We start from the raw sequence: 26,876 nt of genomic DNA, 5'->3' as shown, positions 1-26,876 counted from the left end.
CCGGAAGGGTGTGGCGAAGGCGAACCTTAGAGGGGGACGGTATCACCAGTACTGGTTTTGAGGCGGGCCGAATATTAATTGCCAGACATAGAAAAACGCCCCGAACAAGAACAGAAAAATCAGCCAGCCAATAAGAATAGAAAGGACGCTCTCATTGCGCTTCGTGGGTTGTGCATTCTTTTCCCAATATCTTGCGGAAGGCACTTTTACAACGGGCTCTTTCCGACCTCCAAATTGAATCCTATCCACCAACTCAGTCTTGGAGAATCCACTACTCCATGATTCCGCCAGCGCTCCACCGTACGGGCAGTCACTCAACTGCAGCCCCTGGCGGTATGCTTCACGCCCTTCCGCCTCAGCCTGGCCGCGCCTTATATCATCAGCAGTTATGAGTTCGACGGAAGGATCTTCTCGGAAAAGCGAAACTCCAGTTAATTTATCGTACTGCTCTCTAAGGACCGGATCGGAAAGAATTAAATACGCTCTATTAATTTCGCGAAACCGACTCTCTGCCATTTCTGAATTATCTGGATGGCGATCTGGAAGCCACTTATCAGAAAGGGCTTTATATGCAGCATATAGCTCTTCTGGGCTGGCTCTTTCGTCGACTTGCAGTGTCTCGTAGTGTGTCCGCATGGGCTCCCTCCGCTCAATGGCAGAAGGCTACCACGACACGCAATCACAGCAAGACTTGTTCTCGCAAACGACCGTCATGTAGTGGGGTAGATCAGCCGCAGTTGCCCCGGCAGACCAAATGCCTGCATGCACCGCGCCTCAAAATCCTTCCTGTCGGTCGACGAGTTGGCCAGCAGCGTGACCATGGCGATCTGCTGGTCGAGTCGATCGCGACCACCATCGGTCAGCCACTGGTGCATCCGCTCCGACTCGCCGCGGCGCAGCTTCAGTTCCGCATGCACTTCCTTCGGCAGGATGGCGGCGTATACCCAGCGGTCGGTGATCTGGCCGAAGATGGCCGGCGTGCCGTTGGCGTGGCCGGCGAATACCGTCCCGGTGATCCGGGCGATGGCGCGGTAGTAGTCGTCGCCGAAGCGCTTTTCCCAGGGCGCCGGCGCAGTCAGCAGGATCATGCCCATCACGCTATCCAGGCCGGCTCGATTGCGAGCGTCACGAAAAGCCTTCACCAGCCTGAGCTTGAGATCGACCACGAGGTCGCTATTCCGGGAAAGGCTCAGGAGGAAGTAAGCCTGATCTTCGTTCAGTAGCGCAAAACGCTCAGCCTTTCCGCCGCCCTGGGCTCGCCGACCAACTTCTTTTTGAAACGGCAGTTGGCCGAGCTCCTCAAACTTCCGCTGATAGCGTGCGATAAGAGCGAAGCTGTGTTTATGTTTCACGCCAAGCTGCTCGGCAATTACGCGGCTGTCGACGCGCGCCTCGCCTGCAGAGTGCACGAGTTGGATGACACTGGATTCGTTCATGGGCACGCTCCTGCTCCCGGAAGAAGGACAGCAGGCTGGACGCCTGGGAGCGGGCAGTCGTCCTTTTCGGGAGCTACCCTAGCCTGCTGGCCCCAGGGCGAACCCAGGGACAGGCCGAGTGTGGGATGGCGGCTCTGAACGATACGAACCTTACAGGGGGTTCAGGCGAGGCAGGCATGAAAAAGCCCGCCAGTGTGGCGGGCTCAGTTTCGGTGGGAGGGGGTGCCGGGAGCACGCCTTACAAGGGGAGGGACTGTCTCCCTACACCTTCAGGTGGGGCTCAGGTGTGAGAGGAGGTGATGGTGATGTTTACCTGCGCCGGCTTCACACCGTAGATCCGAGCCAGTTCGCACACCGCCCTGTCCAGGGTGAGCGCGTCAGGACCATCCAAGGCCAGAGTTGGAACTGGATCACCAAGGGAAAAGAACTGATCATTGTCGAAAGAGTGAGTGATGCGCTGATCTTCGGCATCGTACCGGCTGAAGTTGCTCATGACCTCCAAGAAGAAGGGATTCGAGTCCTTATTCCACACGTTCCGAACTTCCGAAAACCTGACGAGCGCCTTGCCATCCTCGACCGTTGGAAGAACTACTTCGCTGATCTTTGCGACCCAATAGGCAATATGGCCGTTGCAAAGTACTAGGTACTCAGTACCAATCCACATCGGCAATTCAGACACCCCAATAGGCAGTGCCAAACTGCTGTTTCTCTTGATTTCGTCGATATCTTGCCGGCTCAGCGGAAACGAAATTGCCTTGACCATGCAGTCAACTCCTTGTCAATGAGCACTCAACAGTAAGGCATATAGCCACCATCGTCCACTAGGAGCAGAAGCCTCGCGCTTGGACATCCGTCCAGGCTGGGTAAATGCTCAGCTACTCGCCGAAATCGATGTTGGGTAATGTCCAAAAGACATCATGCACCCTAGGAAGAAAACATGGACGATCCGATCAAAAAAATCCCTGCCGGCGATCAATTCATGCTGGGTGTAGTGAACGCCATCCAGGCACTGGCTATAGCTGTCCTGGATGATGAAGTGAAAAGGGAAAAGGCCCAAGGGATGCTCGACTCATTCTTCGAAAGCGCCGCTGCACGTGGGCTTTCCGAAGAACAGATGACCAACTACATCAACGGGCTCTCCTGCCTTGGCCTTGCCGTGACGAAATCAAGGGATCACTGACGAGCATTAAGGCGATCGCAAGCATCTGTAAACAGTGCATTGATTTGCCGAGCCATCTTGGCAGACTGCTGGGCCTGCAAGGCTGCAACCTTTTTCGCTACTCTGTCTGCTAGCCGATCGAGAAATACCTCATCGGCCAGCAGGCGCTCCAGATCGCTTTCGGAAATGCCTTTCATATCCACCTCGATTCGTTGAGTGTCCAGTGAAAAGATCGCTCGCCGCTGTCGCCCTTCTCGCCCTCCCCGGCCTGGCCATGGCCGGCAACTTCGCCACCTGCCTGCTCGATGAGCTGCCCGGCACCCAGAACGACAACGCCGCCGGCGCCGCCTACCAGGTCTGCAGCGGCAAGTACCCGGCGCGCTACGACGGCGTGGCCCAGGGCTCCGGCCGGGGCTTCTTCGGCTACGACTCCGGTGCCGAGTGCGCCCTGGCCAAGGCCAAGGACACCCGGAGCAACAACGCCGCTGGCATGATCCGGGTGGCCTGTAACAGGCTGTACAACAAGCAGTGCTCAGCCCTAGCTCAAGAGTTCGGGCTGAACTGCCAGTCGCGTTAAGAGACCATCACTCCTTTCGCCCGCAATGCCCGGATGTAGTCGTCAACCGACACACCATCCTCCTTCGCCGCACTCTGCACCTCGGCGCGACTGACCGAGCGACGCAGCGGCGCCCCTTGAGTGGTGCCGCCCGCCACCGGCTGCCCCGTGGTCACGTCGATCAACTGCGTCCCGCGGATATCCCGACCGTTCTCGTCGCGGCCCAGGATCACGTCCTGCGACCGGTAGCGGTCTTTCGGTTGGGTGATCAGGTTGATGTAGGTGTCGCGGGCCTGCTCGCGCTGGGCCTGGGTGAGCGTGGGATCGACCATGGAGGCCTTGAGGCCGTCGATGCGCTGCTGATCCTGCAGGCCGTACCCGCCCTCTTGGACCTGCTGCTGCAGGCGCTGCTGGTTGAGCGCTTCGGTGCCCATCCGCTGGGCCTCGCTGGCGACGCGCTGGTTCGCCAGGGCGGTGCTGTTCTGGGCCTGCTGGCGGGTGGCGTCGGTGTTGGCCAGGCGCTCCTCGAGGCGGGCGTTCTGGATGTCCACGTCGCTGGGTGCCCGGGTGCTGTCGCGCACGACGGTCAGCTGGCCGCCGTTGTTGCCCAGCTCGCCGCGGTGGGCGGTCTCGACCATCTGCTGCCGCTGCTGGTTGGCGCGCTCGAAGCGGTCGAGGGCCAACTGGGCGTCGCCGGCCTGGGCCTGGGAGAAGGTGCCGACGCCGTTGCCGAGGTTGGCGGCCGAGCCGGTGGCGGCCAGGTCCTGGTCGTTCTGCAGGCGCATGGCGGCCAGCTGCTCGGGCGTGCGGCGGTAGGCGCCGTACCCGGGCTGTGCCGCCGGCGCGGCCGCTGGGCGGCGGGCACCGAAGTTGCCGTAGTTCGGCACGGCCGACGCTACCGTGGCCGCATCGTTGCTGAATTCGGCCTGGCCGCTGGGGCCGACGCGCGCTGCAATCTCGCCACCCTGGCGCTGGACGCCGAAGCCGGTGCGCGCCCAGCCATCCTGTCCCGCCGGCTGTTGAGCAGAGGCATCCCCAGGGGTCGGCGCGGCGGCTGGCGGCAAGACATTCGACGTCCCGGCAGGACCAGCCGTTGGCGGCATGGGCGCCTTGTCGATGCCCAGTGCCTGGCGAGTACCGTAGCCGGCATTATCGCGCAACCCCGCCGCGCCAGCGGACATCTCGCCCCAGCCCTCGGCGGCCAGATTGCCTGGGCCTTCGCGCCAGGGCTTGATCTGGCTGGTGTCGCCGCCGGCCGCCCAACCGGCAAGGTTCCGGACACCATCAGCCGCAGCAGCCGGCGCATAGAGCAGAGCCCCTCCTACTGCCTTACCAGCACCACCAAGGCCGCGACCAAGACTTTCGCCAACGCCCTGCGTTGGGGCAGTGTCATTGTTCGGCTGTGCGGGTGCTGCTGGTTGCCCTACAGGTCCACGCGGCCCCGTCACTGGTTGATTGAACTGGGACTGCATCTGCTGGGCGCGCGCCTGGTTACCAGGGATTGCCGGGTTCTGGGGCAATCCTGTCGCCTGCTGCGCTGCCGCCGGGGTGTTGGTGACATCGAAGCTGGTCTGCTTGGGCTTCAGTGGATCGTCGACCAAGCCACCGTTCGCGTAGTTCTTGCGGCGAACCCCGAAGTTGCCGTAACTGGGGGTTTCGCCCTGCTTCGCCTTGTCGCGGTAGGCCCCGAAGTTGCCGTAGTTCGGCACCTGGCTGCGCGCCTCATGGATGGCCTTGCCCTTGCGGTAACCCTCCACGCCGAGTTGCACCTGGCCGCCGTTGGCGAAGAAGGTGTCGCGCGCGTCGTTCGTGGGCTCCGGCGTCGGGGTGTGGGTGACGGCCTTCACGGCGTCCAGTACTTGGGCGCCGAGCTGCTGCACCTGCTCCGGCGGCACTTCGAACTCGCCGTTGCTGACGTTGACCGGGACCTTGTTGCGATAGGCGCCGAACCCGGGCTGCGCCGTGGGCGCGCCATCAATCGGGCGCCGGCGCGCACCGAAGCCCATCGCCTGGGTGGTGTCGGCCGGGAGGATGTAGGAGCCCTCGGGCACCTCGTCCTGGATGGAGTCGGAAGTGCCGGTGCCCGGGCCGGTGATGAGGCCGCCGTTGGCCTTCTTGTTGCGGTATGCGCCGTACATGCGGGTGTCCTCTGATGGGTTACCCCGGATCGTGACGCGCGACGCCACCAGGCCCAAGCCTTACAGGGGGACGGTGGCCGGATCCTCGACGGCCTTGTTGGCGTCGGTCCAGAAGTACTTGAGGGTGGTCGCCGGCGGCACGTAGATGGCGGTTGGGGAAATGGTGCTCCCCGCCCCCGGGCGCACAGAACTGGTGCTCCCCATGTTGCTCACCCACAGCCTTCCGTAGCCATCGCCGTCCGGCTCGAGGGAGAACGAGTAGCTGGTCACACGCAGCGCTGGATCTGGTGTGAAGGCCATATTGCAGGCTACCGGGCCATCCGTGGTGTTGCAGAACACCGGCAGACCGGGGTATTCATTCAGCGACATCGCATTGAGCGCCAGATCGCCTGGCTCCTCGTAGAGGAACACCGCTGGGATGTTGTCGATGTAGGAGTAGGCATTGGCCGGGGTTGGTGCCGGGACGGGAATGGTCGACGCGAGGTCGCCCAGCGAAAGCCACGCAGTGGTGACGTACTTCCCGCTGACCTGCATCAGGAACTTGATCTGGTCGCTACCCCGCATCGCCGCGCACATCAGGGTGCCAGCGCTGAAGCTCAGCGGTATCAGGCTGCCGCCAGAGGTCAACAGGCGGAAGCCCCCGTTGTCGCCGAACAGCCAGCCGCCGGAATGCACCGAAGCGACCAGCGTGCCGCTGCGCCCCGAATGCAGAATCACCTCCATGGCGGCGTCGCCGATCCTCGACTTGTACAGCCGGAAGGTCGCTTCGGAGTTGGCCAGCTGCAGTGTGTAGGCGTAGTCCCCGACGAACCACACATACCCATAGAGCGAGGCATAGTAGTCCGCATCCAGGGCTTGGAACGTGACGTTCTGGGGTGTCTCGGCTGCGTTGACATTGACCACGCTGTAGGTCTGCATCAGTTCCGAGTTGGAGATAAAGCCCTGCGCGGAGAGCAGGATGGAGGGAATGGCCATGGGGACTCCTACAGGACCTTCTGTTGGTACGACACGCCGTCGCCGTGACGGTGGGCCTTGAGTTGGTTGCCGGCGTAGAACACGCCCGAGCGGCCGGTGAAGTCCTCGGCCAGCACCTGCCAGACGTAGCCCCCATCGGTGGACAGGTAGACGGTGGCCTCGGTGAACTGGCTGTTGGTGTTGTTCACCGCGCAGAGCAGCACCGCGGGGCTGATGATCTCGCCGGCGTCGTTCTCCACCTCCTGGCTGACCACGGTGACCTTGCCGAACGCCATGCCGTTGTCCAGGCCATCGACGAACACCTCGCCGCGCACCTCGATGGCGCCGGTGTCGAGGTGGTAGGTCACCAGGCGGTGATGCAGCGGCGTCAGCTCCGGCACGACCATCTCCGCGTGCGGGATCGACAGCCAGCACAGCTTGCGCTTGCCGATCTGGTCCAGGCGGTCCTTCACCGCCCCGTCGTCGCCGCGATTCGACACACTGGGGCCGGCATGGCCAGAGGTCTCGGTCGTCAGGTAGGGGGAGATGTCGGCGTACACCCGGATGTCGTGCACCGGGATCGACGGCGTCGGGCCCACCTGGCCGATCTGCCAGCGCGGCGAGCACTGCCAGGCGCCCAGGTCGGTGCCCAGGTCCACCAGCGAGGAGCCGTCGGCGTCCATCCGGATCAGGGCGAAGTTCCCCTCCCCCGTGGGATCGCGGTACACCACCGGTGGCACGGCGGCCGGATCCAGGCGCGAGAACCACTGGCGCCAGCACAGGAAGTAGGCGACGCCGTCGACCGTCACGCTGGCCACCGGGGTGGTGTTGCAGAACGCATCCTGGTCGGCGCCCACCGGCGCGTGCCCGCGGTCCTGGTCCTCGTCGTACAGGTAGACCTCGAACTGGCTCAGGTCGATGTCGCCGGCATCGTCGACGGCCGCGTGCAGCGCCACCAGGGCCTGGCTGGGCGTGTTGATCCGCACGTCGCCGGACGTCTGGTTGGCTACCGCCGCGGTGCGCTGGAACACCAGGCCGTAGCCGCCGTCGTAGCGGCTGACCTGCAGCTGGCGCACCAGGTTGTAGGTGTGCACCGGGTAGACGTGCGGCGAGAGCAGGTTCTGCGCGGGTGCCGCGGTCTGCAGGTTCGCCGGCAGCGCGTAGGTGTCGAAGAAGGCGTCGCGCGCCGGCACCATCCAGGTGTCCTCATCGAACGGATCGAACGCCCGGCGGTCCATGCGCCCCAGGCACAGGTAGATGCCCCACTCGCCGAACACGTCGCACCAGGTCTCGCTGCCCACGACGGCCGTGCTCTGCTTCACCACCGGGATCGCCACCAGCAGCTCGTCGGTGAAGCCGGCGGCGCCGTCCAGGCCGAAGCGGCCGTCGCAGTCCGGCCGGCCGGCGACCGGCGTCTGGAACTGGACCTCGCCGAACACGCTGAAGTAGGTGGGCATCTTGTCCGCCTGGCGCGGCAGGAAGTAGTAGCCGGGCGCGACCGTTGGCACCCGCGACTCCAGCACCACCAGGGACAGCGCCTGGTCCGGCATGGCCGGTGCGTCGCTGGGCTCCGCGCCGGACGGCGAGTAGACCACCGGCAGGCTGCTGGGCATCACCGTCAGGTTGAGGTTCGCCACCGTCGGCGGCAGCACGTACAGCAGGGCGTTGCCGCCGTTGTTTTCGAGCCCGCCGCCCATGTTCTCCAGCGGGTAGTCGCCGACCTCCAGTGCGCTGACGACGGCGTAGGTACCGTTGAACTTCAGCTGCCCCAGGCGGAAGGCGATGTTGCCCGAGGCCACGCTGGCCCCCTTCGCGAACAGGTTGTAGGCGCGGATGGTGTTCACGCTGGGGCGCCACGGCTCCTGCGGCGCCGGCGCGGCCGGCAGGTAGCTGGAGCGGTCGGCCGTCACCAGCGCCAGCGGCGTGGTGTCCCAGTAGCGGCTGATCAGCGTCGCGTCCGGGCCCCAGGGGAAGATCGCGGTCAGCGCCGCCGGCGGATCGATGACGTCGGCGATGGTCCCGAGCGAGGTGCGCTTCACTTGGACGATGAAGCCGTCGAAGATCTCCCGCTTGGTGACGCGGCCGGACATGCGCATCAGCGCGCGCTCCAGCGAGATGACGCGCCGGCGCAGGTACTGGCCGGCGGCCGAGGCGATACGGCGGGTGTTGATCATGCGCCCTGCTCGATATGGGCCACAAGGCTGCCCGCGGCGTTGGCGGCGGACGAGGCGATATCGGCGAAGCCGCGCGCGGCCTGGGCCTGCGACGGCGCCGCGCCATCCGAGGCGAAGACGGCGATGCGGTTGCGGTCAATCTGGGTGTCGGCCTGCGCCTTGCCCTCGGCCGCCTGGAGCTTCAGGCGCTCCATGCTGACCTCGACGTCGTAGTAGTTGCCCAGGGCCTGGTAGAACGCGCTGTAGGCTTGTGCGCGGATCCGCGAGGTGTCGGCGTCCAGCTGGTACACGCTGTGCCACGCCCGGAAGAAGTCAGCGGCGGTGTTGAGGATCCCGGTCTTCAACTGGGCCGACAACTGCACGGCCATCTTCAGCAGGTCGTTCTTGATCTGGGCATCCTGGATGGCCTGTTCCCGGTTCACGTCCAGCAGGGCGTCGGCGGCGCGCCGCTCGGACTGGGCGAGCTGGTCGACGAGCGCCCCCGGCGGCAGGCTGAAGCCGCGGGCGGAGAAGTTGGCCTCCAGGGTGCGCTGCTCGCTGGCCACCGTGCGGTAGGCGCGGTCGCGTGCCCGGTGCCACACCAGGTCGAAGATGCTGCTGTCGATGCCGAACGGCTGCACGCCACTGATCACGTTCGCCAGCCAGTCCTCGGGGATGGTGCTGAAGCTGCCGTTGATGGCCGGGAAGTACTTCGCCATCCAGTCATCGGTCTGAGCGTTCAGCGCGGTGATGTTGGCGTTGGCGTTGTCGCTGCCGTTGAACAGGTCGCTGAACTGCGGCGGTGCGCCCACCGACAAGCTGGGCACCTGGTAGCTGAAGCCGGTCTCCTTCAGTGTCGGCTTCGTACTCAGGTTGATGCGGCCCGCGCTCAGCGAGGCCAGCCCGATTGCCTGCTGCGACAGCGCGAACAGCTCCTGTGTCGTGCTCCCGTACTCACCTGCCATCTGCTATCTCCCCAGGCGCCTGGCGCTGACGCCGACGCTCCATTCCACGTTTTCGATCAGGGCCTCGGTGGCATCGGCGATTTCCACCTGCAGCTGCCAGTACCGGCCGCTCACGCCCTTGGCGGTCTGGGCGCGCACATTGGGCGCCGAATGCCGCGGCCGGTAGACGCGTTCCTTGCCGTCGTCGGTCGTCACCTTCAGCAGCACATCGCCGTCGGTGCTCAGGCCCAGGTAGATGAAGTCGATGAACTTCTTCTGCGGGGTGCCGAACTCGTCGATGGCGAACGACACCGCGGCACTGAGCGGCGAGCCGTCATCGGTCGTCCCGGTAAGCTCGTACAGCCCGTCCGGGCGCACGCCGAAGGTGCGCATGCCCACCCGGGCGAAGCCGGTGAAGCCGAAGTTCTCGTAGCGGGTGACCGCGCCGGTGGCGATGTTGGTTGCGTACTGGATAAGCGCGCGCCGGGAGTCGGCCAGTGTGTCGCCGATCCCCAGCCCGCTCGACAGCAGCGCCTCGATCACCCTGACGGCCGAGACCTCGTCGCCCAGCGCCAGCGCTTCCACCAGGTCGGCCGACAGGTAGATCATCAGCTCGCAGGCGTCGCCGATGGTCAGCCCCTCGTGCAGGGTGGCGATCACCACGGGATCCACCACGTAGGTGTCGGTCAGGCGCAGGTTCTGGGCGACCGCCCAGTGATTTGCCGGCTCGGTGCTCTGCTGGAACATGCCGATCGCCGGCGGCGTACCCAGGCGCATCTCGCCGTAGACCCCCTCGGACATCAGCATGCGGGCCGGCGGCGTGGACAGGTCCATCCCGCCGATCGCGCCAGCGCTGCCCGACATTCCCACGTAGAACGGCAGCGCCATCTCCATGCCGCCGGCGGTCACGGTCGGGACGCCGCCGTAGGCCTCCATGGTCGCCGCGGGCAGCACCAGCGACATCCCGGAGATCGCGGATGCCGCCAGCTTGCCCAGTGCCGGCGGCGTGACCAGGTTCATGCCCCCGTTCGCCCCGGACACGGCGCCGCCAAGGTACTCGATATCGGGATCCTCGACGAAGTCGCCAGCGGCATACAGCGACGCCAGCAGGCGCTTCGAGCCGCTGGAGGGCTTGCTGCTGGTGTAGGTCCAGGCCCCTACCGCGTAGGCGATCACGCCAGCGGTGCGGGTGATCGTGATCTCCGGCGCAGCGGAAGGCAGCGGTGTCGGCGTCGCCACCGCGATGCCGCCCTCGATTATCGAGAACCCCGAGGCCGTGGCCATCACCCCGTGTTCCAGGCCAGTGAGCCCGAAAGCCTTCGTCGTCGTGGCCGCCACGCCGCATGCGGCCCCGATCGGGCTGCGCGGCAGCCGGAAGGTCACCCGGAAGTCGCCGTCCACGGCCTCGCGGCTGCGCGCGCCGGCGTTCCAGCCCAGCAGGCTGTCAACGGAGGTGCGCGCCGGGATGGCCGGTTGCTCGGGAACGGCGTCAGAGCAGATCGTGGTCTTTGTCGTCTTGGTGTAGACGTAGTACAGCAGCCACTCGCTGTTGTCGCTGTTGACGCTCTGCACCTGGTTGATCGGCATCTTCCTGCCGGCGCTGCTCTTGTTGTAGGCGCCGACCTTCCACCGCACGTAGGTGAGGTCACCCGTGGCTGTGCCCATGAACTGGTAGATGGTCGAGGTGACCTCGACGGTGTAGCAGCGAGGGGGTATCGCCGGAACGTAGGGGCGCCCCGGCTCGTACTTGATGACGGACTGCTTGGTCAGCCGGTTGGCGCCCATGGCCTCACCCGTTAGATCGAGGCCGGAACGGTGATGGTCGCGTAGTCGACGGTCTGCACTTCGCTGACAATGACGGCGTCCTTCGACATGTTCAGGTCGAACCCCAAAACGCCAGCAGTACCCTGGATGCGGATATCGGTGGTTGAGGCCCCGTTGGTATCGGCTGGCGCCTGGAGGCGGAAGAAGCTGATGGTGCCGGCGGCAACCACCGTGCCTTTCCAGGCCTCGGAGGTCGATTTCGACAGGACGCCCCCGACCGCAGCAGATTCCCAGCCGAGACCGCCGCCGCCACCGTCCACCGAGATGGTGTACAGCAGCACGGCATCACCGCTCAGCGCCGCATCCGCGGTGGCCGGGATGGTGCCGGAGTAGACGTTGATGACACAGCCGGCCAGGGCCGCCCGGAAGGACGACACGGCCATGACGGCATTGCGGAGGCCCGTGCTCAGTTGCATGGTTCTTGCTCCTGGGATCAGTAGGTGGAAAGCAGAGTGATGGCGATGCCGAGGCGGAAGGTGCTGCCCGCCGGCACGTCCTGCGGCGTGGCGAAGCGCGCGATCGACAGCAGCGTTCCGGTGTTGCCGGCCTTGGCAGAACTGGAGACCAGGAATCCGCCGTACAGCCGTGTGTCGGCCGTGAAGGTGAACTCCGCCCGGCTTGCCAGGTTGCTAATCACCGAGGTGCCGTCGTAGGCGTTGTCCCACAGCGGGCGGGAGGCCTGGCTGTAGTTTGTGGCCTCGCCGGCGTTGGTCGGAAGGTCGGCGGCGGTGGTCGCACTGGAGGGCACGAAGTTGCCGGCGAACACCCCGGTATACCAGTTGGGGATCAGCGCGCCCTGGCCGCGAATGAACCCCGCCAACAGGTCCATCCCCACCTGAGGGATCAGGTTCTTCTGCACGACCTCGCTCAGGACGCTGCCGTCCGGGGCCACCACCTCGCCGTGATAGACGAACCCGAGCTTGGCCAGGCCCTCGGGGATAATCAGTTCGTTCATGGCGTGATGATCTCCACGTCGTAGTAGTCGCTGGCGGCGAGCGGATTGCCCCCGCGAGACGGCGCAAGCGTCGTCACCACCAACTGGTTGCCGTTGTGCTCCAGCAGGCCGGCGGCGCCATGGCCCGCCTGCTCGGGAAGGAAGTTCGCGGCGCTCGACAGGGCTACCAGGCCCTGGTCGTCGCCGATGGCCAGCCCGTACTGCGTCATCCAGGCGGCGCGACCGTCGGGCAGCACCAGGGCGGTCCCGCGGACGGCGCCGTGCTCGAACACGGTTCGCCCGCCGGGCTCGTCGGTCTCGGGGTTGGAGAGGAAGTAGGTCTTGTCGGCGCAGACGTAGACGCCACCGTCGACCGCGACCACCAGGTCGATCGGCGCCGGATACTGGAAGAAGCCGCGGGAGGCATCGCGCAGGTGCGGCCGGAACGGGAGGGTGAACCACAGCACCGAGCCGGTGGCCAGGTACAACACCCCACCACGTGCGGCGATAAAGTCAGCCACCAGCGGCCCGCGGAGGTTCGCGGTCTCCAGCCTGGCGGTGTCGTCGCGCAGCACGCCCACCGACGCCTGCCCCGTGCCTTCGAACTGCAGGTACAGGGCGCCGCCTTCGCGCGGGCCCACGTACAGGCGTACCTTGCCGCCAGGTGGAGGCACGGGCAGGTCGAACTGCAGCGAGCTTCCAGCCGGTACCTGGAGCAGCAGCGGGGAGCTGGTCGCGCCCTCGTCGCCGTGCGCATCGATGAAGGTCGCGGCGACCTGGTAGTAGCCGGCCGCCAGGCCGCCCTGGCCGATGGTCGGCAGCGGCTGGCTGGTGACCGTCGGCACGCCCCAGGCGCGCAGAACCTTGCCGTCAAAGCGCCAGGTCTCGGTCTCCGTGCAGAAGAACAGCTCTTCGTTGAGCACGTCGCCGACCAGGCGCCCTGCCCCATCAACTTCGGCGAGCAGTTGCCGCACACCCTGGTCGACGTCGAAGCTGTAGAGCGCCGGGCCATCCGCGTACAGGACCTTGCGCCCCACCGCGAGCGGGCCACGCGCCGCGCCGGCCGGTTGCACCTGGGTGAAGCCGGTGCGCAGCTCGAACGCACCACCCACGATCGGATCGACGTTCACCGCATCGCGCACGGTGCCCGCCGGCATCGCCTTTGCGTCCGCTCGGTTGTTGATCCCCTGCGACCAGTTGCTGCGCAGCTCCATGACACTCTCGCCCTGTGGTAGTTGTGGCGAGTGTCTAGACCGCGGCGACTAGGCGCGAACCCTACAGGGGGTAGCCGGCTGCGGGGCCGAAGTGAAAAGCCCGCCAGGTGGCGCGGGCTAGGCCCAGGTGCGCCAGGGCGTTTCCGGTTCCGGCAGCTCCATGCCGGCCGGCCATTCCAGCAGCCCTCGGACCTGACGTTGGCGAAATAGCCGGCCCGCGGCACAGGATCCGCGCCCTCCTCCACCGGCAGGTCGTACCAGGTGCCGATGATGTCGAGAACGATGCCCTGGGCCGGAACCAACTGACCGTCGTCGAGCGAGGCGGCGCCGGCCGCCAGCAGGGCCTGCTCCAGGTCCTGAGCAGAGGCAGCACGGAGGTAGTAGTCGATCATGCGGTGATCCTCTGCAGTTCGCTGTCGAACAGCCGGCGTGGCCAGTAGCGGATGCGGCGGATGTGGCCGTTGAATGAAGCAGCGGTGACATTCGCCTTGACGAAGGCCAATTGCGTGACGCTCGGGATGCTGCCCGAAACATCCGGAGCGCCAAGACTCCCATCAGCAGCAGCCTGAAACGAATTGAGCATCCAGGTAGCGGCAGTTTTTCGCGTCACTCCGGCCACTACCGGAGCCCCGACTGAAATCGAAGCCTGGGCTACTCCGTCGGCGTAGACATCGAAGAGCGGCCGCGCGGCTTCGGCGCGCTGGCGAATGATGTTCGTCCCGCTGCCCTGAAGAACCCACACAGGGCTATTCGTCGCCAGCCCCCCAGAGGCATCCCACTCGGCGTATATCGTACCCGCGACAGGGTTGAACCAAGGACTCAGCGTATTCACGCTCGCCACATCAGCAGCGCGGGTTACCTGGGCGCTTGTGGTGGGGATGTAGCTGGTGGGGAAGAGGCCTACCTCGGCATTACATGCAACAAGGGTGACATCGCCAGGGACCAGTTGATTGCCATTGGCCCCCATGCCGAATCTCGCGAAACCGTTGCCGCCCGTGGCGTTGATACTGACAACTGCCGCAATTACATCACCGACGGCAACATTTGTCGTAGCTGGAACGGATACTCCATTCACCAACAGCCCGCTCTGAGAATTTCCTCCAGGCAGGTTGTCCCAACGAATAATTGCCCCAACGGGCACGGCGCCGACCACCGCAGAAACGCGAGCCGATGCGACATAGTTGGTATTTGCCGAAAGCGTAACACTGCGAGCAATAAAGGGCCGCTCCGACGACGATGCTGCCGCCGTACGCAGGCCAGTCAAACCATATACAGCGGGATACCCTACAACTCCACCGCTTCCAGCGAAGCCCAATTGCCAGCCCGTTGGAGGAACTGCTTCTCCGCTGTTCGTTCCGGCAGTTCCGCCAGCTAAAACGCTGTTCAGCAGCAAATTCGTCCTCTGCTCCTCCACCAACAAACCGCGCAGCGCCAGCGTCACGGGATCGTAGTCGAAGCGGGGTTGGTTTGCGGCGACCTGCTCCAGCACGCCGGAGGCATTAAAGCGCCAGGCCGCGCTCGACCGGGTGAATGTGATCAGGTCGGCGAAGGCGACGCTGCTCATGCCGCCGGCGCCGTCGGACACTCTGTAGGTCTGAGCCAGGAAGTCCAGGTCCAGGGTGGGCAGCGCAGCCGGACTGCCCACGGCCAGGCGCTTGAGCAAGGGTTTCAGTGCGGCGCCCATGTCACACCGCCCCGGATGCGATGGCGTTGATACCGGCGGCGGAGGCCTGCAATTGCAGCGTCTCGCCGCTGCCGATGTTCAGGCTGCGCAGGTCCAGGGCGTAGCTGCTCGATGCGGGTACCGAGCTGGCGGGCAGGATCACCGCGCCGCCGGACAACCGCAGTTGCACGTTGATAGCGTTGGCCGGATCGGTATTGGCGACCAGGATCGAAGCCAGGATGGCGGCCTCACCGACGACGTCGGTCCAGGTGTTGTTCGTGTAGGCGGTCAGCTTCCAGTTCTTCGGCGTCATTTCACAGCCCCATCCAGTGACGTGCATCGTTGTCCGCGGCAACGTGAGCCGCGGCGCCAGCGGGATCTGCGCCGACGTCCGTCGCCGTCAGCTCCGGCAGCACGGCTTTCGGCAGGGTTTCTCCGGCCTGGAACTCCCCCAGGCGCACGGGATTGCCCATCTCATCGAGGATGAAGCGCAACGGTTTCTTCTCAGCCATAAGGGCCTCCGATGGCGGGCACGCTCGATAGCGAGCCATCCGCCAGCTGAATCGGTATCTCCCCGCGCGCGTCGAGCGGCATGCGCGCCAACTGGCCATCGGACAGGACCACGGCGAGCTGGGGCGCGGAGAGGTTCATGGGGTACGCCACCACCAGGCCCGTGGCATTGGTGACGAACTGGTCGTACCCGGCGCCGCGGCGCACGAAGTAGATGCTGTTCGCCTCCAGTTCCGCCGGCAGGCTGGCGACGACCTTGTGGTGCAGGACCGTGGCCACGGCGTCACCAGTTCAGCGTCGACCAGCTGCTGCTGACCGGCTCGCCGTCGTAGGTCAGGCCGTCGGCGCCAGCGCCGAGCAGATCCAGAGTGGCCTTGTTGGCGTGGGTGTGGCTCTGGCTGACGGCGGTGTCGATCTGCGCCGGCGACGACGTCGGGCGGCCGGTGATGCTGGTCCACTGCACCACCACGTCCATCGACTCGTACTCGGCGACCTTGCTGAAGGCGTCCTCGGCATGGTCGTAGGCGTACAGCGCGGAGCCGGCCGCCACCGACGGATCGTCCGTGGCGTCGATCACCAGCACCAGGACGTTGCGCTGCAGCGACGCCGCCAGGGCATCCCGCGCGGCGATGTCCGGCACGATCTCCAGCGCGTTGATGGTGGCCACCGCCTCGTCGACGGCATCGCCGACCAGGGCGTTGATCATCGCCGAGTTGCCCAGCGCCTTGGCCGTGCCGGTCTGATCGGTGATGTAGCTCTCGGCGTAGCCGCCGTTGAGCACGTAGTAGAAGGCGTTGGGCTGCAGCGTGCCCGGCAAGCTGCTGACCTTGTAGAACTGAACCTGGGCCATGGGGCCTCCTTACCAATCGTTAGCTTCCCACTCGGCCGCGCCGCTTCCAGGCTCACCTTTCCGCCCCTGCAGGCCCGCCACCACGTTGAACAGCGGCACACCCTGGTAGGCCAGGCCCTGCGGCTGGCGCTGCTGGATGGCCACCGCCCGCGGCTCCTGCGGCTCGATCGAGAGCCCCACCGACTCCAGCGGTTCCTCGGCCAGCACCAGGTCGCGCTCGTCCTCGGCAACCGCTACCGAGTGGTCGGCGGGTACGGCGATGCGCACGAGCCGGTCGGCTGGACGCCCTACGTCGCTCACTTCACCAGCTCCTGGCAGACGTTGAACCGGCCGCGCGCCAGGCGATACTTCTCGCCGGTGGGCGCCGTGATCTCGATCTCGTACTCGGCGTCGCGGATCTGCTTGTCGACGAACGCATCCGCGGGGATCTCCAGCTGGAAGGTCGCGGTTTCCGCGTCAACGACGATCATCGGCGACGGACCGGAGCTGCTGGCCTCGAACAGGGTGTTGGTATCCGCCGGCGAGCGGCGCACCTGCATCAGGGCGGAGAAGCCCGTGATGTCGGCGCGCTCGTAGTAGCGGATCACCCCGCCGCCGGCGTAGGCATCCAGGCACAGGCCGTTGATGTGGTTGATCGACAGCGTGTCGACGTCCACCACCTCGGCGATGTACGGCGCCCCGGGCTCATCGTCGCAGCCGGTGTTCAGGTTGGCCGGGCGCTTCAGGCAGAACACCCAGTAGGGCCAGCCGTCGCGCAGGTCATGCCCGGGCGCCGTCAGAGCCACCGGAGCAGCCTGCGCCACCCCGGTGATGGGCTTCCACACGAACCGACCCTGCGCCCAGCCGAACGAGGCGGCGAAGGTCTTGCCCTGCAGGACCTCGAGGTCTTGGTGCACAGCGGCCATGCGCCCTCCTTAGGCCTGCAGCAGGCTGGCGGCCAGGCGGTAGCTTGCGGCGTTGGCCAGGTCCTGCTCAGCCTGGTCCGGGTCGTTGCGCACCGCGGCGTTGGTGTCGCAGTAGTCGGCGCTGTCGCCCAGCAAAGCGATGGCAGCAGCCACCGCCGGGGCGTTGTGCAGGCGCTCGCGCAGCAGGTAGCCCTCCAACTGCCATATCTTCTGCAGCGCGTTCTGGCGCGCGATCTTCCGGCCGATCTCCGCGTCGAAGTTCGCCGGGCTGGCGCAGGCGCTCTCGCCGGTAACGGTGAAGCCGTTGCGCAGCACCAGGACGCAGAAGGTCAGCAGGCTGAGCGGCCCGAAGCTCGGCGGATTAGGCCCCATGTGATGGGCACCGCAGTGCTCCGCCCCTTGAGCTGCGGTGAAGTAGTGCTCGCCAGCGATGGCCGCCTCGATGTCAGCCGGCGTGATGCGAGGGGCGGTCAGGCCCTTGGCCTGGATTTCCTGTTCGATCGCGTCACAAGGAACGTCACGCGACGTCACAGTGACGTCACACGCAGTCGGTGACGGCTCCGGTGCTACGTTGACGCTCACGATGCCGTCGCCAATACCGAGGGCGAGCGCCTGGCGCACCAGCTCGCTGATGGGCTCGCGCAGCGCGCTGGCCTTGGTCACCGCGTCGGTCAGTTCGAGGGAGGCGCCACACTTCTCGATGGCCCAGCACAGTTCGCTGATCTGGTCGAGGATCGGAACGCGAGTCTCCAGCAGCTTGTCGACCGCCTGACCTACTCCGAGGGAGCCTCCCACGGACAACTGTCCGGCTGTGTGCATACCCGCGCACTCGCCGATACCGGCGCCCTGGGTGGCGCCGCTGCGCCAGGAATTCAGCTTGTCCTCGCCGATATTGGACGCTTGCGACATTGCGCGCATGTTCGGGCACGGCAAGCCGGTGTTGCCGTGGCCCTCACCACAGGCAAGGCACTTGGCGGCATCGGCCACCTGGCGTTCCAGGCTCTCGGTCTTCGCGGCCTGGCCCTTCTGGTACGGCATCCAGGCACAGTAGCCGGCGACCGGGCGCACCTGGTTGTCATCCTGCACCAGCAGCACGCTGGTCTTGTTGTACGACACCCCGTTGGCATCCATGTACGCCAGGTTGACGCACGTATCCGACCAGACGCGCGCGATCAGCGCGGCGAGCGGCTGGCCGTGTGCGGGCTTCGCTCCCAGGTCATCGGTGGTCGGGTAGTAGTGGACGACGCGGCCGACAGTCGGCTTGATCATGGTGCTGCTCCTCGTTGCTTGCTGAGGTCCACTCGGCGATCCGAGCGGACGATGGCCTGGCACGCCTGCAACTGCAGCGCTACCGCGTCTGCTTCTGCGGCGAATCGAACAAGAAATTCCGCATCCGCTCGCTGAAGTCCGCCTTGCGCTCCACCATCACCGCCGCCGGCGCTGGCGGCAGTTGCTCCGGCACCGGCCGGGGCGGAGCAGGTGAATTTCCGGCGCAGCCGGAGATTGTCAGCGCGCAGATCAGAGAGAGTGCTGTCGAGCTGTGCTTGGGCATCCTGGGTTCCCTTCTGGTAGGCGGCGTCGATGTCGGCCTGCGTCTTCGCCCGGGCGCGCTCGCTGGAAAGCGTGGTGGTGAGCTGGGCCGCCTGGCCCACGGCGGCGTCGGCGCGCGTCGTCTCAGCATCGCGCTGGGCGGCGAGGCTGTCGGCTCTCCACAGCGCGGCGCCGGCGGTCACGGCGAGGATGGCGGCAAGAATCAGCAGGGCCTTGTTCATAGCGTGCAAAGCTCCGCTTCACCCTGCCGGCGGTCCCACAGGCCGCCGCAGTACGGTTGAGGAGTGGCGCAGTCGATCTTCTTCCCGTCGCGGGTGATGTAGCGCCAGGACAGCATCGCGCGGCAGCCGGCCGGCTGGTTCCCGGCATTCAACAGGCGCACCGCGGTGGAGCCCGCGCAGGCCTTGTTCCCGACGTTGAAGCACCAGCTGCCGACGCCGGCCCAGGCTGGTTCGCTCATGCGCACGGTGATGACCGAGTGCACGAACTCCAGGCGCTGGCCGATCTCGGTCCTGCGCCAGGCGTCGCACTCGGCCTTGGTCATGGTTGTGGTCCGAGTAACCCCGGCGGTCTTGCCGTTGCAGATGGTCCAGATGCGGGCGCCGTCCTGGTAGGCCTTCAGGGACTCGCCTTCCTTCTCCCGGATGAACTGATCCATGATCGCGGGCGCACTGGCACCGGCGGCGATCAGGGCCAGCACGGCAGCGCTGAGGAAGGACTTCCGGCCGGCCATGGCGCTTACTCCGCCTCCGCCGAGGCGCAGTCCGGCTCGCCGGCCAGCTCGCGCACGCGGCACAGGCGCGCCATCTCCAGCTCGAACAGGCGCTGCTCGCGGCGATCTTTCCGGGCCTGGTAGATCATGTTGGCGGCGAACGTGGCCAGCGCCGTGAGGATACCCACGATGATGCCGATGTCCGTCAGCGTCAGCGCGCTCAGCGCCGAGATTGCCGCCCCGACGTAGCTGGTAATGCTCATGGTCTTGTCGCTCATGTCGAATCCCTGTTGGCGGCAAGCAATGCCCGGGTTTACGTTGGCGACAGGCTATGGAGAGTGAGGGCGCGGCTGGTAACCCTACAGGGGGTTACCAGGCCACGTTATGGTGGGGCTCGTCCTGGCGGGTGCTGCGGCGCAGGTCGCTGTCCGGGCGCGGGCCGAAGTAGGCGGTGAACTCCGCCTTGGCGTCGGCGGCCTTCTCGACGTTCAGCGTCTCGGCGTCGGGCTGGCTCAGGCCGCGGTACAGCGCCCAGAACACCAGGTAGCGGTGGTGGGCCCGGTGAATCTCCGGCTCGTCGCGTCCGCTGGCCAGGCCGCGCATGGGCAGGCGGAAGCCCTCCAGCGCCAAGGTGGCCTCGGTGGTGGGCCTGGGCACCAGGCGCAAGCTGACGTCGTCGCGCACCACGTACTCGACGCGGCCGGTGCGGTCGCGCCAGCCGGGCATGCGGCGGTCCAGCTCCTCGGTGGAGGTCAGCACCAGGGGCCGGCGGCGGCCGCAGCCGTGCTCGACGATGCCGATGAAGTCGGGCTCCACCAGGTCGGAGTGCATGCGGTAGGTGGCCACTCCGGCGGTGACAGCGATCTCGCACAGTGCCGGGTTCTCCGACTCGTGCAGCAGGCGGCCACGAACGGCCGCCTCCTCTTCCGCCTGGGCAAGCCAGCGCTCGATGTCCTTGTCGCTGAAGAAATAGTCGCCGACCGTATCCCTGGTGATGGACCGGAATTCAGCGATCAGCTCCGCCAGCTTCATACGACACCGAACTGGTCGACCAGCTGGAGCACCTGGGCCCGCAGGTCATCGATGGCGCCGCGCTTGTCCAGCTTCTGCTTGAAGTTGGTCAGCGCGAAGTGGGCCAGCGCTTCCTTGCTGGTCATGTGCGTCACCTGGTCACGCACGTCCTGCAGGTTGGAGTGCTCTTCGTGCTTCTCCTGCTGGGCCTTGGCGGCCTGGGCGAGGATCTCGGCGGTATCGTCGGTCTGCGCCGGCTGCTCGGCCGGGGGCGCCGCAGGGATCGTACCCTCCGCGAACTGGTCGGGGTGACGCAGGAACTTGCGGGCGATGTCCGGCGGCAGCACGCGTACCTGGCCCTGCACGAAGGTCAGGCCGGTGCCGTAGACGCGGTCGGTGAAGTCCGGGCGGCGGCCGACATACGCCACGGCGACATGGCCTTGGGGCACATCCTGCAGTGTCACGACCGGCGCACTGGGCGCCGCGGGCATGTTCTCGATGAACTCCCGAACCGCCTCCTCGGCGTCCGGCAGGTCCTTCAGCGCGTGCACCACGCCGCGGAACAGGTAATCCTTCGACTTCTGCTCGGGCGGCAGCTCCTCGTAGGGGCGGCAGCACGGGTGCAGCTTCTTCTCGGCATCCTTGACCTCGCCATAGGCCCAGCCGTCGGCGAGCTTCTGTTCCAGCCAGGATGCATGCGACTGCTCGGGGGTGGCATCGGGGTTGGCCAGGTGCATGTCCACGCCGGCGAGCGCGCTCTGCTGCTGCCACTCCGGTGCATCGGCCCAGGCCGGCTGGCTGTCGTCGCCCAGCGACGCGCAGTAGGCTCGGTTGATCTCGTGCGCGACCAGGGCGATCAGTTCTCGTTTCATGCTCGGGTTCCTGTCGAAAGAAACGGAGGGCCCGAAGGCCCTCATGAGTGCCGGTTAGCGCGGGCCGGTGAGTTCGCCGAAGATGGCGAAGTCGACCTTGCCGGCATCGGCCACGGCGGCGCCGGCGATGGTCAGCACCAGGCGCGCCGGCTTCGGCAGCACCACCGGGGCCTTGCTGGTGGCATTGCGCAGGCGGGCGGTCGCGGCCAGGTTCAGGCCGGCGCCGAAGTACGCGGTGTCCTGCGGCACCTCGGTGCTATCCACGCCGTCCTCGTACACGAAGCCGAGGGAGCCGGTGACCGAGGCGGTCAGCGCGTCGGAGATGATCGCCAGGCTGTCGATCAGGCGGATGCCCTCGGGCAGCGGGCCGAGGTCGACGACATCGCCGATGGCCAGCGCGGCGCTGGAGTTGGAATTGACGACTGCGCCGGCGGCACTGGTCTGCAGCTGGTAGGCCAGCACAGTGGTGTTGCCGTAGGCGCCGGCCGCGCCGCCGAAGTAGCGCTTGCCGAACTGGTTGACGGTGACTTTGGCCATGATGGGCTCTCCGTTCAGTCCTTGGGGTTACGAGAGGCGGGCCGGCGAACCGGCCCAGCCCATCAGTTGCGCGCGCCGATGATCGACACCGCGGTGTCGAACACGGTGGCGCCGTAGTCGGTGAACTGGATGCCATTGCCGTGATCGATCGCGAAGCGAATCTTCGATACGCCGCGGATCATGCCGAGCAGCACCTCGACCTTGTCACCGTGGTCCAGCTCTTTCTCGGACCAGAAGAACGGGATCTTGGCCTTGTCGCTGGCGGCGAACGCTTCGGCAATCGCCTGACCACCGAGCAGGATCGCGCGGTCCACCGCGAAGGTGGTGCCGAACGAGGAAGGGACCACGCAGGACGACTCGGCCTCGCTGTCGTAAGCGTCGCAGTAATTGATGGTGTCCCCGGCGTAGAAGCGGATCGGCTTCGGCATCTTGATGATCAGGATGCCGTTCCACAGACCGGCCTCGCCGAGGAACAGCGGGTGCTGTCCTGCCTGCGCGGCACGAGCCATGGCACTCGCCTGCAGTTGACGGAAGCTCGGATCGGTGGAGAAGGACGAGTACTGCGCCGGGGACACCAGCAGCACGCGCAGCGGCGAGTCGGTAGCAGCCTTGTCGCCGTCGAAGATCACCGGCGGCGGCGGCAGCGCGATCTGCTCCATATAGGTGCGGATGCCGTCGACGGCGTCCATCTTCAGCAGGTCAGTGGTGGCCAGGTCGATCTCGCCGGCGTTCACGGCGAAGGGTTTCACGCCGTTGGTTCCGTCGGAGATGAAGTGCCTGTTCTTGGTCGGCGCCTTGACCTTGTTGACCATGATCTCGGCAAACTGCGGGTGGGTGTTCACCGGCACGCGCCATTCGATGTTGTCGTGGAAACCACGAGCACCGGCCATGTGCACCAGCAGCGACTGGTCGACGTAGGCATCGGCCTGCGCCTGGGCCACGGGGCGCGCCAGGCGGCGGAAGTCCGCCGGCGACCGGAGGCCGGTCATGGTGTTGCCGGCATCCACCGGCCAGCGCGCCTGGTTCACGCGCAGACGGTCTTCCGACAGCTTCATGCCGACGCCGCGGCCTTCGGCATACGCACTGCCCATGATCGGGTAGCCGGCGACCGGGTTCAGCAGGTCGAAGGTCACCTCATCGCCTTTGCTCTTGGACAGGTCCTGGCATTTGACGATGGGCATGTGCTGGGTGGTCTGCTTGCGCAGGGTGGCTTCAGCACCGGCCGGGCCGGACGGCATCGAGCCGGTCAGGCGCGCCATGGTGGTATTGCGCTGAGTGTGGGTTGCGAACAGGCCTACAGCCTGCTGAACCATGGCGACCGGGTCGCCATACTTCATGTTCGTTTTGTCAGCCACGATTGATCTCCTTGATCAGCGGGACAGAACCGTCACAGGTTCCTGCTCAGAAATGCCTCGATCTGCTTGGGCGTCATGTTCTGCATGCGATCCAGCATCGAGACCGGGTCCATGGCAGCGATCGCCTCGTCGCCAGTCAGCGGCGCGCCGGCACCACCCGGAATTTCCGAGAGGCTGGCCGGGACCTGCGGCTTGGCGTTGGCGACAGCTGCTTCAGCGGCCGCCTGCACGTCCTTGGTGCTGGCGGCCTGGGCAGGCTGAGGGGGTTGAGTTGCGGCCTTGAAGGAATCGAGAAGCTCGACGATCTCGGCAGACGTGCCTTTCTCCAGGACGGCGTTGTAGCCCGCCTGTGCGAAGGTCGGCTGCTTGGCGATCCAGTCCGAGAGTTCCTTGCTCTCGATGACCGAGTCGAAGTCGGGGTGCTTCTCGGAAATGGCCCGGAAGTGCGCGTCCTGCGCGTCGCTCTGGTGCTTCTGCTGAAGGGGCGTGACCGCTTGCGCGAGCTTTGCCTCCACCAGCTTCTCCACCAGCGCCGGCACCTCCGTGCCGATCAGCGCGCGTGCATCCTTGTTGACCAGGGCGCGCACGCCCTTGGCCAGATCCTGCTCGGAGAAGTCGCCGAACAGCTCGGGATCGACACCGGCGTCGATGGCCGCCTGCGCGGCTGCGGCGTTGGCGTCGGTCGCGGTCGGCGCTATTCCGGCGTCGGCCCGCTGCTGAGCCTGCGCCTTCAGCGCGTCCAACTCCTGCTGTGCGGCCTGCAGTTTGCCCAGCACTTCCTGTGCTTCGGCCTTCGCTGCCTTCTCGCTTTCACGCGCATCGACCAGCTTCTGGTAGTCGATGGTGTGCTTGCCGTCCTTGGCCAGGATCACGGCGTTTTCCGGGTTAAGCTCGCCTTCCTGCGGGCTCGGGGCGGCCTGTCCTTGGGCCTGCGGTTCTTCCTGGGGGGGCTGCTCGCCAGTGGTCGAGGTCTGCGCGTCGGATGCAGGGGCAGCGGCGGGCGCGCTGCCAGGTTCCGGGCTCGCCACTGGGGCTGCGCCGGTATCGCCCTGAAGGCTCAGCTCGATGAGCTGGGCCGCCTGCTCCGCGGTCATCTGACCATCGGGAGCGTGCAACTCGATGAACTCTGCCTGGGTAGTACTCATGCCTTGGTGTCCCGCCACATATCGCCGTGGCCGCTGGGGAACAAGTGCGGGGCGTCACCGCTCCGCGCTTCGCTGTGCGGGGTGCACAACTTGCCGGCGAGTGTCGAATTCGAGGGGCAGAAAAAAGAAACCCTACAGGGGGTGCCTGCAGGGTTCCGGTGGTTCAGGAGAGGTTGTCGGTGGGCGTCGGCGTCTCGATTCCGCGCTGGCCGGTGCCGGCATGGGCGGGCACTGGCGGGTAGGATGGGTTGGTGTTCTCGCGTACCGGCGCGCCCTGCCCCTGGATGTACGGCGACTGGATGTTCATGGCGGCCGTCTGGTCCGGCCGCGGGATGTTGGGATCGTCGCCCGGCAGGTTCCGGTGGCCGGACTGCTGCAGGATCACGTCGGCGATGGGCGCGATCTGCGGCATCTGCGCGACCTGGGCGCCGGCCTGCATGGCGCTGTACGCTGCCTGGACGCCGATCTGCACGGCCTTCGCGCGAATTTCGTCGATCTCGGCGTCGGTGCGCTGCTCCTTCATCGCCAGCTCGCGCATCTTCAGCTCGGCGCCGGACTTGGCCAGGGCATCCTCGACGGCCTGCTTGATGCGCTGCTCGACCTGCTCCGGGCTCTCCTGCTGGCTGGCCGCGCGGATCGCCTCCACCACCTCACGCTTGAACGGCACGTCCATGAGGCTGACCAGGAACGGCAGCACGGCGGCCTGGTACTGCGGCGGCAGGGACTTCACCGCCTCCGACATGGCGTTCAGCTGCTGGCCGCGGTAACTGTTGGTGGACGGCACGTCCTCCAGCGCCACCTTCAGCCGGGTGCGCTGCAGGTCGTTGGACAGGTACGGCATGCCGGTGTCCGGATCGATCTCGGGCTTGTTGATCACCACAGTGCGATCCGGCAGAACGGCGTCGCCCTCGATGACGATCACCTGCTGCTCGTCGCCCAGGTCCTCGATGATCATCGACAGCAGCAGCTCGCCCACCTGGGTGCGGGCCGCGCGGAAGTTGTCCATCATCCGCGCCAGCGACTGGTTGCTCTGCTCGACCTGCGTCTGCTCCTGCAGGCCGGACGTGGCTGTGCCCTCCTTGCCCATGAAGCCGCTGGTAACCGCCGACACGCGCTGGATCGATGCGCGGCTGTCGTTGATCAACTGGAAGTGCTGGGCGTTCAGTTGGAAGTCACGCTTGACCTCGAAGCGCGCGCCCGGGTTGTTCCGGAAATGGTCGGCGTTGAGCACGATGTCGGCGTCGATGCGCGCCACCTGCCGGCGGAACTGCGCATCGCTCATGTCGACGGCGCCCTTGGTCCGCTCGGTACGCACCGCGGCCATGCCCCAGCGCAGTTTGGAAATGCCGCTGTTCAGGCTGTCCTGGGGGAAGATCATGCCGCGGATGTAGCCATAGGGGACGCGCGTCTGGTCCTCGCGGAAGCCCCAGAACGGCACGTAGGGGAAGTGGCCATGGCTGTACGGCGACGGGCCGTCGAACAGGCAGTGCGGGCCCAGCCAGTAGCTGCGGCGCACGCGCGCCACCACTGCGCGCTTCGGCTGTACCGTTCCGCTGCCGACGGCAACGACGTGCGCCAGGTTGTTGCGGTCGTACTCGACGATCCTGCCATCGGGCGAGCGGATCACGGTGACGCTCACCCAGCGCCGATACCAGACCTCGGAGAGCAGGACCTCCTTGCTGGTGGGGTTGTACCAGCGGTCCTCTTGCACGGTCCAGGCGCGCGCCTCGGCCCAGGCATTGTGCAGCCCGGTCGAGGATCCGCCATCCGCCAGTTCGATGGCCTGCTCTGCCCACCAACTGGGCCCATGGGTGCCGATGGCCTTGACCAGGTCCGCGGCGTCGGGGAACACCAGGGTGATCCGCTCGGGGCGCAGCCAGCGCTTGCGGCGCAGCCAGCGAGCGTCGCTCAGGTCGTCCTCGGTCGCCTTGAAGTCCCAGTCGATCTCATTCCGGTGGACGTAGAGGCAGCGGTACGGGTACTTGAAGGGATCGCTCTCGCGCTTCACCTCTACCCAGCCCAGGCCGACGCCGATCTGCGGGCGGAAGGCGTCGCTGCACGCGGCGTCCGCCTTGCTCTGCCGCTCGGCCTGGTTCAGGCGGTAGTTCAGCGCGTCCGCCACGTCCTGACCGCCAGGCTCACCGTTCGGCGAGACGCGCCAGTCAGTGCGGATGGTCGCCTCGTAGCCCTGAATCGACAGCAGCGCCGGGCCGATCACGTCCTCAACGGCCGGCGGGATACCGAGTTCGCGCTGCTTCTGCAGCAGCTCGCTGTCCAGCTGGTTGCCGTCTGCGTAGTCGGCTTCCTTGTCGGCGATGTGCCGCCACTTCGGCTGCTGCTCCACCTCCTCGAGAAATTCGGTGTACTCCTCCAGGGAGAGCGCCAGTTCATCGCGCTTGCCGGTAGCCTCAGCGTGGTCCTGGTCGTAGATGGCGGTGGCGTCCATGGTGGTT

30 protein-coding genes and 1 pseudogene are annotated in these 26,876 nt (G+C 66.2%); 2 read left to right on the top strand and 29 right to left on the bottom strand.

Annotated elements, in window-relative coordinates:
• Nucleotides 1-42: 42 nt before the first annotated feature.
• The 3 genes from RN02_RS31965 to RN02_RS02420 form a co-directional block, all read right to left on the bottom strand.
• The gene (locus tag RN02_RS31965) at nt 43-636 is read right to left on the bottom strand and encodes a J domain-containing protein (RefSeq protein ID WP_082033699.1); all 594 of its coding nucleotides are present in this window, start codon (nt 634-636) and stop codon (nt 43-45) included.
• Nucleotides 637-710: 74 nt separating this feature from the next.
• Nucleotides 711-1,436: a P63C domain-containing protein gene (locus tag RN02_RS31630; protein ID WP_052267630.1), complete on the bottom strand. Its 726-nt coding sequence runs from the start codon at nt 1,434-1,436 to the stop codon at nt 711-713.
• A 280-nt stretch (nt 1,437-1,716) separates the two neighbouring features.
• Nucleotides 1,717-2,199 (bottom strand): hypothetical protein, encoded by a 483-nt coding sequence (locus tag RN02_RS02420; protein WP_043312946.1) that lies wholly within the window; start codon nt 2,197-2,199, stop codon nt 1,717-1,719.
• A gap of 174 nt (nt 2,200-2,373) precedes the next feature.
• Between RN02_RS02420 and RN02_RS02415 the strand changes: the two genes are divergently transcribed.
• Complete coding sequence (locus RN02_RS02415) at nt 2,374-2,616, top strand: hypothetical protein (RefSeq protein ID WP_043312945.1); 243 nt, start codon at nt 2,374-2,376, stop codon at nt 2,614-2,616.
• Here RN02_RS02415 and RN02_RS33040 read toward each other — a convergent pair.
• Nucleotides 2,610-2,792: a hypothetical protein gene (locus RN02_RS33040; protein ID WP_152623713.1), complete on the bottom strand. Its 183-nt coding sequence runs from the start codon at nt 2,790-2,792 to the stop codon at nt 2,610-2,612. The genes RN02_RS02415 and RN02_RS33040 overlap by 7 nt on opposite strands.
• Before the next feature lie 26 nt (nt 2,793-2,818).
• Between RN02_RS33040 and RN02_RS02410 the strand changes: the two genes are divergently transcribed.
• Nucleotides 2,819-3,172, top strand: a complete 354-nt coding sequence (locus tag RN02_RS02410; RefSeq protein ID WP_043312944.1) for a hypothetical protein — start codon at nt 2,819-2,821, stop codon at nt 3,170-3,172.
• Here the strand turns inward: RN02_RS02410 and RN02_RS02405 are convergent.
• The 25 genes and pseudogenes from RN02_RS02405 to RN02_RS02285 form a co-directional block, all read right to left on the bottom strand.
• Nucleotides 3,169-5,289, bottom strand: coding sequence for a hypothetical protein (locus RN02_RS02405; RefSeq protein WP_043312942.1), 2,121 nt, complete (start codon nt 5,287-5,289; stop codon nt 3,169-3,171). The two genes, RN02_RS02410 and RN02_RS02405, sit on opposite strands and share 4 nt — an antisense overlap.
• A 60-nt stretch (nt 5,290-5,349) precedes the next feature.
• Nucleotides 5,350-6,264, bottom strand: a complete 915-nt coding sequence (locus RN02_RS02400) for a hypothetical protein (RefSeq protein ID WP_043312941.1) — start codon at nt 6,262-6,264, stop codon at nt 5,350-5,352.
• An 8-nt stretch (nt 6,265-6,272) separates the two neighbouring features.
• Nucleotides 6,273-8,417 (bottom strand): hypothetical protein, encoded by a 2,145-nt coding sequence (locus RN02_RS02395; protein WP_043312940.1) that lies wholly within the window; start codon nt 8,415-8,417, stop codon nt 6,273-6,275.
• Nucleotides 8,414-9,361, bottom strand: coding sequence for a hypothetical protein (locus RN02_RS02390; RefSeq protein ID WP_043312939.1), 948 nt, complete (start codon nt 9,359-9,361; stop codon nt 8,414-8,416). Before RN02_RS02390 ends, RN02_RS02395 begins: the two co-directional genes overlap by 4 nt.
• 3 nt (nt 9,362-9,364) lie before the next feature.
• Nucleotides 9,365-11,125, bottom strand: a complete 1,761-nt coding sequence (locus RN02_RS02385) for a hypothetical protein (RefSeq protein WP_043312937.1) — start codon at nt 11,123-11,125, stop codon at nt 9,365-9,367.
• An 11-nt stretch (nt 11,126-11,136) separates the two neighbouring features.
• Nucleotides 11,137-11,580, bottom strand: a complete 444-nt coding sequence (locus RN02_RS02380; RefSeq protein ID WP_043312936.1) for a hypothetical protein — start codon at nt 11,578-11,580, stop codon at nt 11,137-11,139.
• 17 nt (nt 11,581-11,597) lie between these two features.
• Entirely contained in the window at nt 11,598-12,119 is a 522-nt protein-coding gene (locus tag RN02_RS02375; RefSeq protein WP_043312935.1) for a hypothetical protein, read from the bottom strand.
• Nucleotides 12,116-13,312, bottom strand: coding sequence for a hypothetical protein (locus tag RN02_RS02370; RefSeq protein WP_043312933.1), 1,197 nt, complete (start codon nt 13,310-13,312; stop codon nt 12,116-12,118). Before RN02_RS02370 ends, RN02_RS02375 begins: the two co-directional genes overlap by 4 nt.
• A 388-nt stretch (nt 13,313-13,700) precedes the next feature.
• Nucleotides 13,701-14,996 carry a phage head spike fiber domain-containing protein gene (locus RN02_RS33035; protein ID WP_152623712.1) on the bottom strand — a complete coding sequence of 432 codons (1,296 nt, stop codon included), beginning with the start codon at nt 14,994-14,996 and terminating at the stop codon, nt 13,701-13,703.
• 1 nt (nt 14,997) lies between these two features.
• Nucleotides 14,998-15,288 carry a hypothetical protein gene (locus tag RN02_RS02360; protein ID WP_043312930.1) on the bottom strand — a complete coding sequence of 97 codons (291 nt, stop codon included), beginning with the start codon at nt 15,286-15,288 and terminating at the stop codon, nt 14,998-15,000.
• A 1-nt stretch (nt 15,289) separates the two neighbouring features.
• Nucleotides 15,290-15,487, bottom strand: coding sequence for a hypothetical protein (locus RN02_RS02355; RefSeq protein WP_043312927.1), 198 nt, complete (start codon nt 15,485-15,487; stop codon nt 15,290-15,292).
• Nucleotides 15,480-15,764 carry a hypothetical protein gene (locus tag RN02_RS02350; protein ID WP_043312926.1) on the bottom strand — a complete coding sequence of 95 codons (285 nt, stop codon included), beginning with the start codon at nt 15,762-15,764 and terminating at the stop codon, nt 15,480-15,482. Before RN02_RS02350 ends, RN02_RS02355 begins: the two co-directional genes overlap by 8 nt.
• A 4-nt stretch (nt 15,765-15,768) precedes the next feature.
• A complete protein-coding gene (locus RN02_RS02345) occupies nt 15,769-16,335 on the bottom strand; it encodes a hypothetical protein (RefSeq protein WP_043312924.1) in 567 nt (188 codons plus the stop codon).
• A 9-nt stretch (nt 16,336-16,344) separates the two neighbouring features.
• Nucleotides 16,345-16,635 carry a hypothetical protein gene (locus RN02_RS02340; protein ID WP_043312922.1) on the bottom strand — a complete coding sequence of 97 codons (291 nt, stop codon included), beginning with the start codon at nt 16,633-16,635 and terminating at the stop codon, nt 16,345-16,347.
• Complete coding sequence (locus RN02_RS02335; RefSeq protein ID WP_043312921.1) at nt 16,632-17,240, bottom strand: hypothetical protein; 609 nt, start codon at nt 17,238-17,240, stop codon at nt 16,632-16,634. Before RN02_RS02335 ends, RN02_RS02340 begins: the two co-directional genes overlap by 4 nt.
• Before the next feature lie 168 nt (nt 17,241-17,408).
• Nucleotides 17,409-17,771 (bottom strand): annotated as a pseudogene (locus tag RN02_RS34520) (Gp49 family protein); the annotation flags it as partial.
• A 734-nt stretch (nt 17,772-18,505) separates the two neighbouring features.
• The gene (locus tag RN02_RS02325) at nt 18,506-19,012 is read right to left on the bottom strand and encodes a lysis system i-spanin subunit Rz (RefSeq protein ID WP_043312919.1); all 507 of its coding nucleotides are present in this window, start codon (nt 19,010-19,012) and stop codon (nt 18,506-18,508) included.
• Complete coding sequence (locus tag RN02_RS02320; RefSeq protein WP_043312917.1) at nt 19,009-19,524, bottom strand: lysozyme; 516 nt, start codon at nt 19,522-19,524, stop codon at nt 19,009-19,011. The genes RN02_RS02325 and RN02_RS02320 overlap by 4 nt, the downstream gene beginning before the upstream one ends.
• A 5-nt stretch (nt 19,525-19,529) precedes the next feature.
• Nucleotides 19,530-19,781: an HP1 family phage holin gene (locus RN02_RS02315; RefSeq protein ID WP_052267628.1), complete on the bottom strand. Its 252-nt coding sequence runs from the start codon at nt 19,779-19,781 to the stop codon at nt 19,530-19,532.
• A 91-nt stretch (nt 19,782-19,872) separates the two neighbouring features.
• Nucleotides 19,873-20,535: a phage adaptor protein gene (locus RN02_RS02310; protein ID WP_043312916.1), complete on the bottom strand. Its 663-nt coding sequence runs from the start codon at nt 20,533-20,535 to the stop codon at nt 19,873-19,875.
• Entirely contained in the window at nt 20,532-21,386 is an 855-nt protein-coding gene (locus tag RN02_RS02305) for a RyR domain-containing protein (protein WP_043312915.1), read from the bottom strand. The genes RN02_RS02310 and RN02_RS02305 overlap by 4 nt, the downstream gene beginning before the upstream one ends.
• A 54-nt stretch (nt 21,387-21,440) precedes the next feature.
• Nucleotides 21,441-21,923 carry a hypothetical protein gene (locus tag RN02_RS02300; RefSeq protein ID WP_043312914.1) on the bottom strand — a complete coding sequence of 161 codons (483 nt, stop codon included), beginning with the start codon at nt 21,921-21,923 and terminating at the stop codon, nt 21,441-21,443.
• Nucleotides 21,924-21,985: 62 nt separating this feature from the next.
• Nucleotides 21,986-23,278, bottom strand: coding sequence for a phage capsid family protein (locus RN02_RS02295; protein WP_043312913.1), 1,293 nt, complete (start codon nt 23,276-23,278; stop codon nt 21,986-21,988).
• A gap of 32 nt (nt 23,279-23,310) precedes the next feature.
• A complete protein-coding gene (locus RN02_RS02290) occupies nt 23,311-24,423 on the bottom strand; it encodes a hypothetical protein (protein WP_043312911.1) in 1,113 nt (370 codons plus the stop codon).
• 163 nt (nt 24,424-24,586) lie between these two features.
• Nucleotides 24,587-26,869, bottom strand: coding sequence for a portal protein (locus tag RN02_RS02285; RefSeq protein WP_043312909.1), 2,283 nt, complete (start codon nt 26,867-26,869; stop codon nt 24,587-24,589).
• Nucleotides 26,870-26,876 lie beyond the last annotated feature (7 nt).

It is taken from the genome of Pseudomonas sp. PI1, assembly GCF_000812405.1.
GTDB lineage: Bacteria > Pseudomonadota > Gammaproteobacteria > Pseudomonadales > Pseudomonadaceae > Pseudomonas > Pseudomonas citronellolis.
This window is presented reverse-complemented; position numbering and strand designations above follow the sequence as displayed.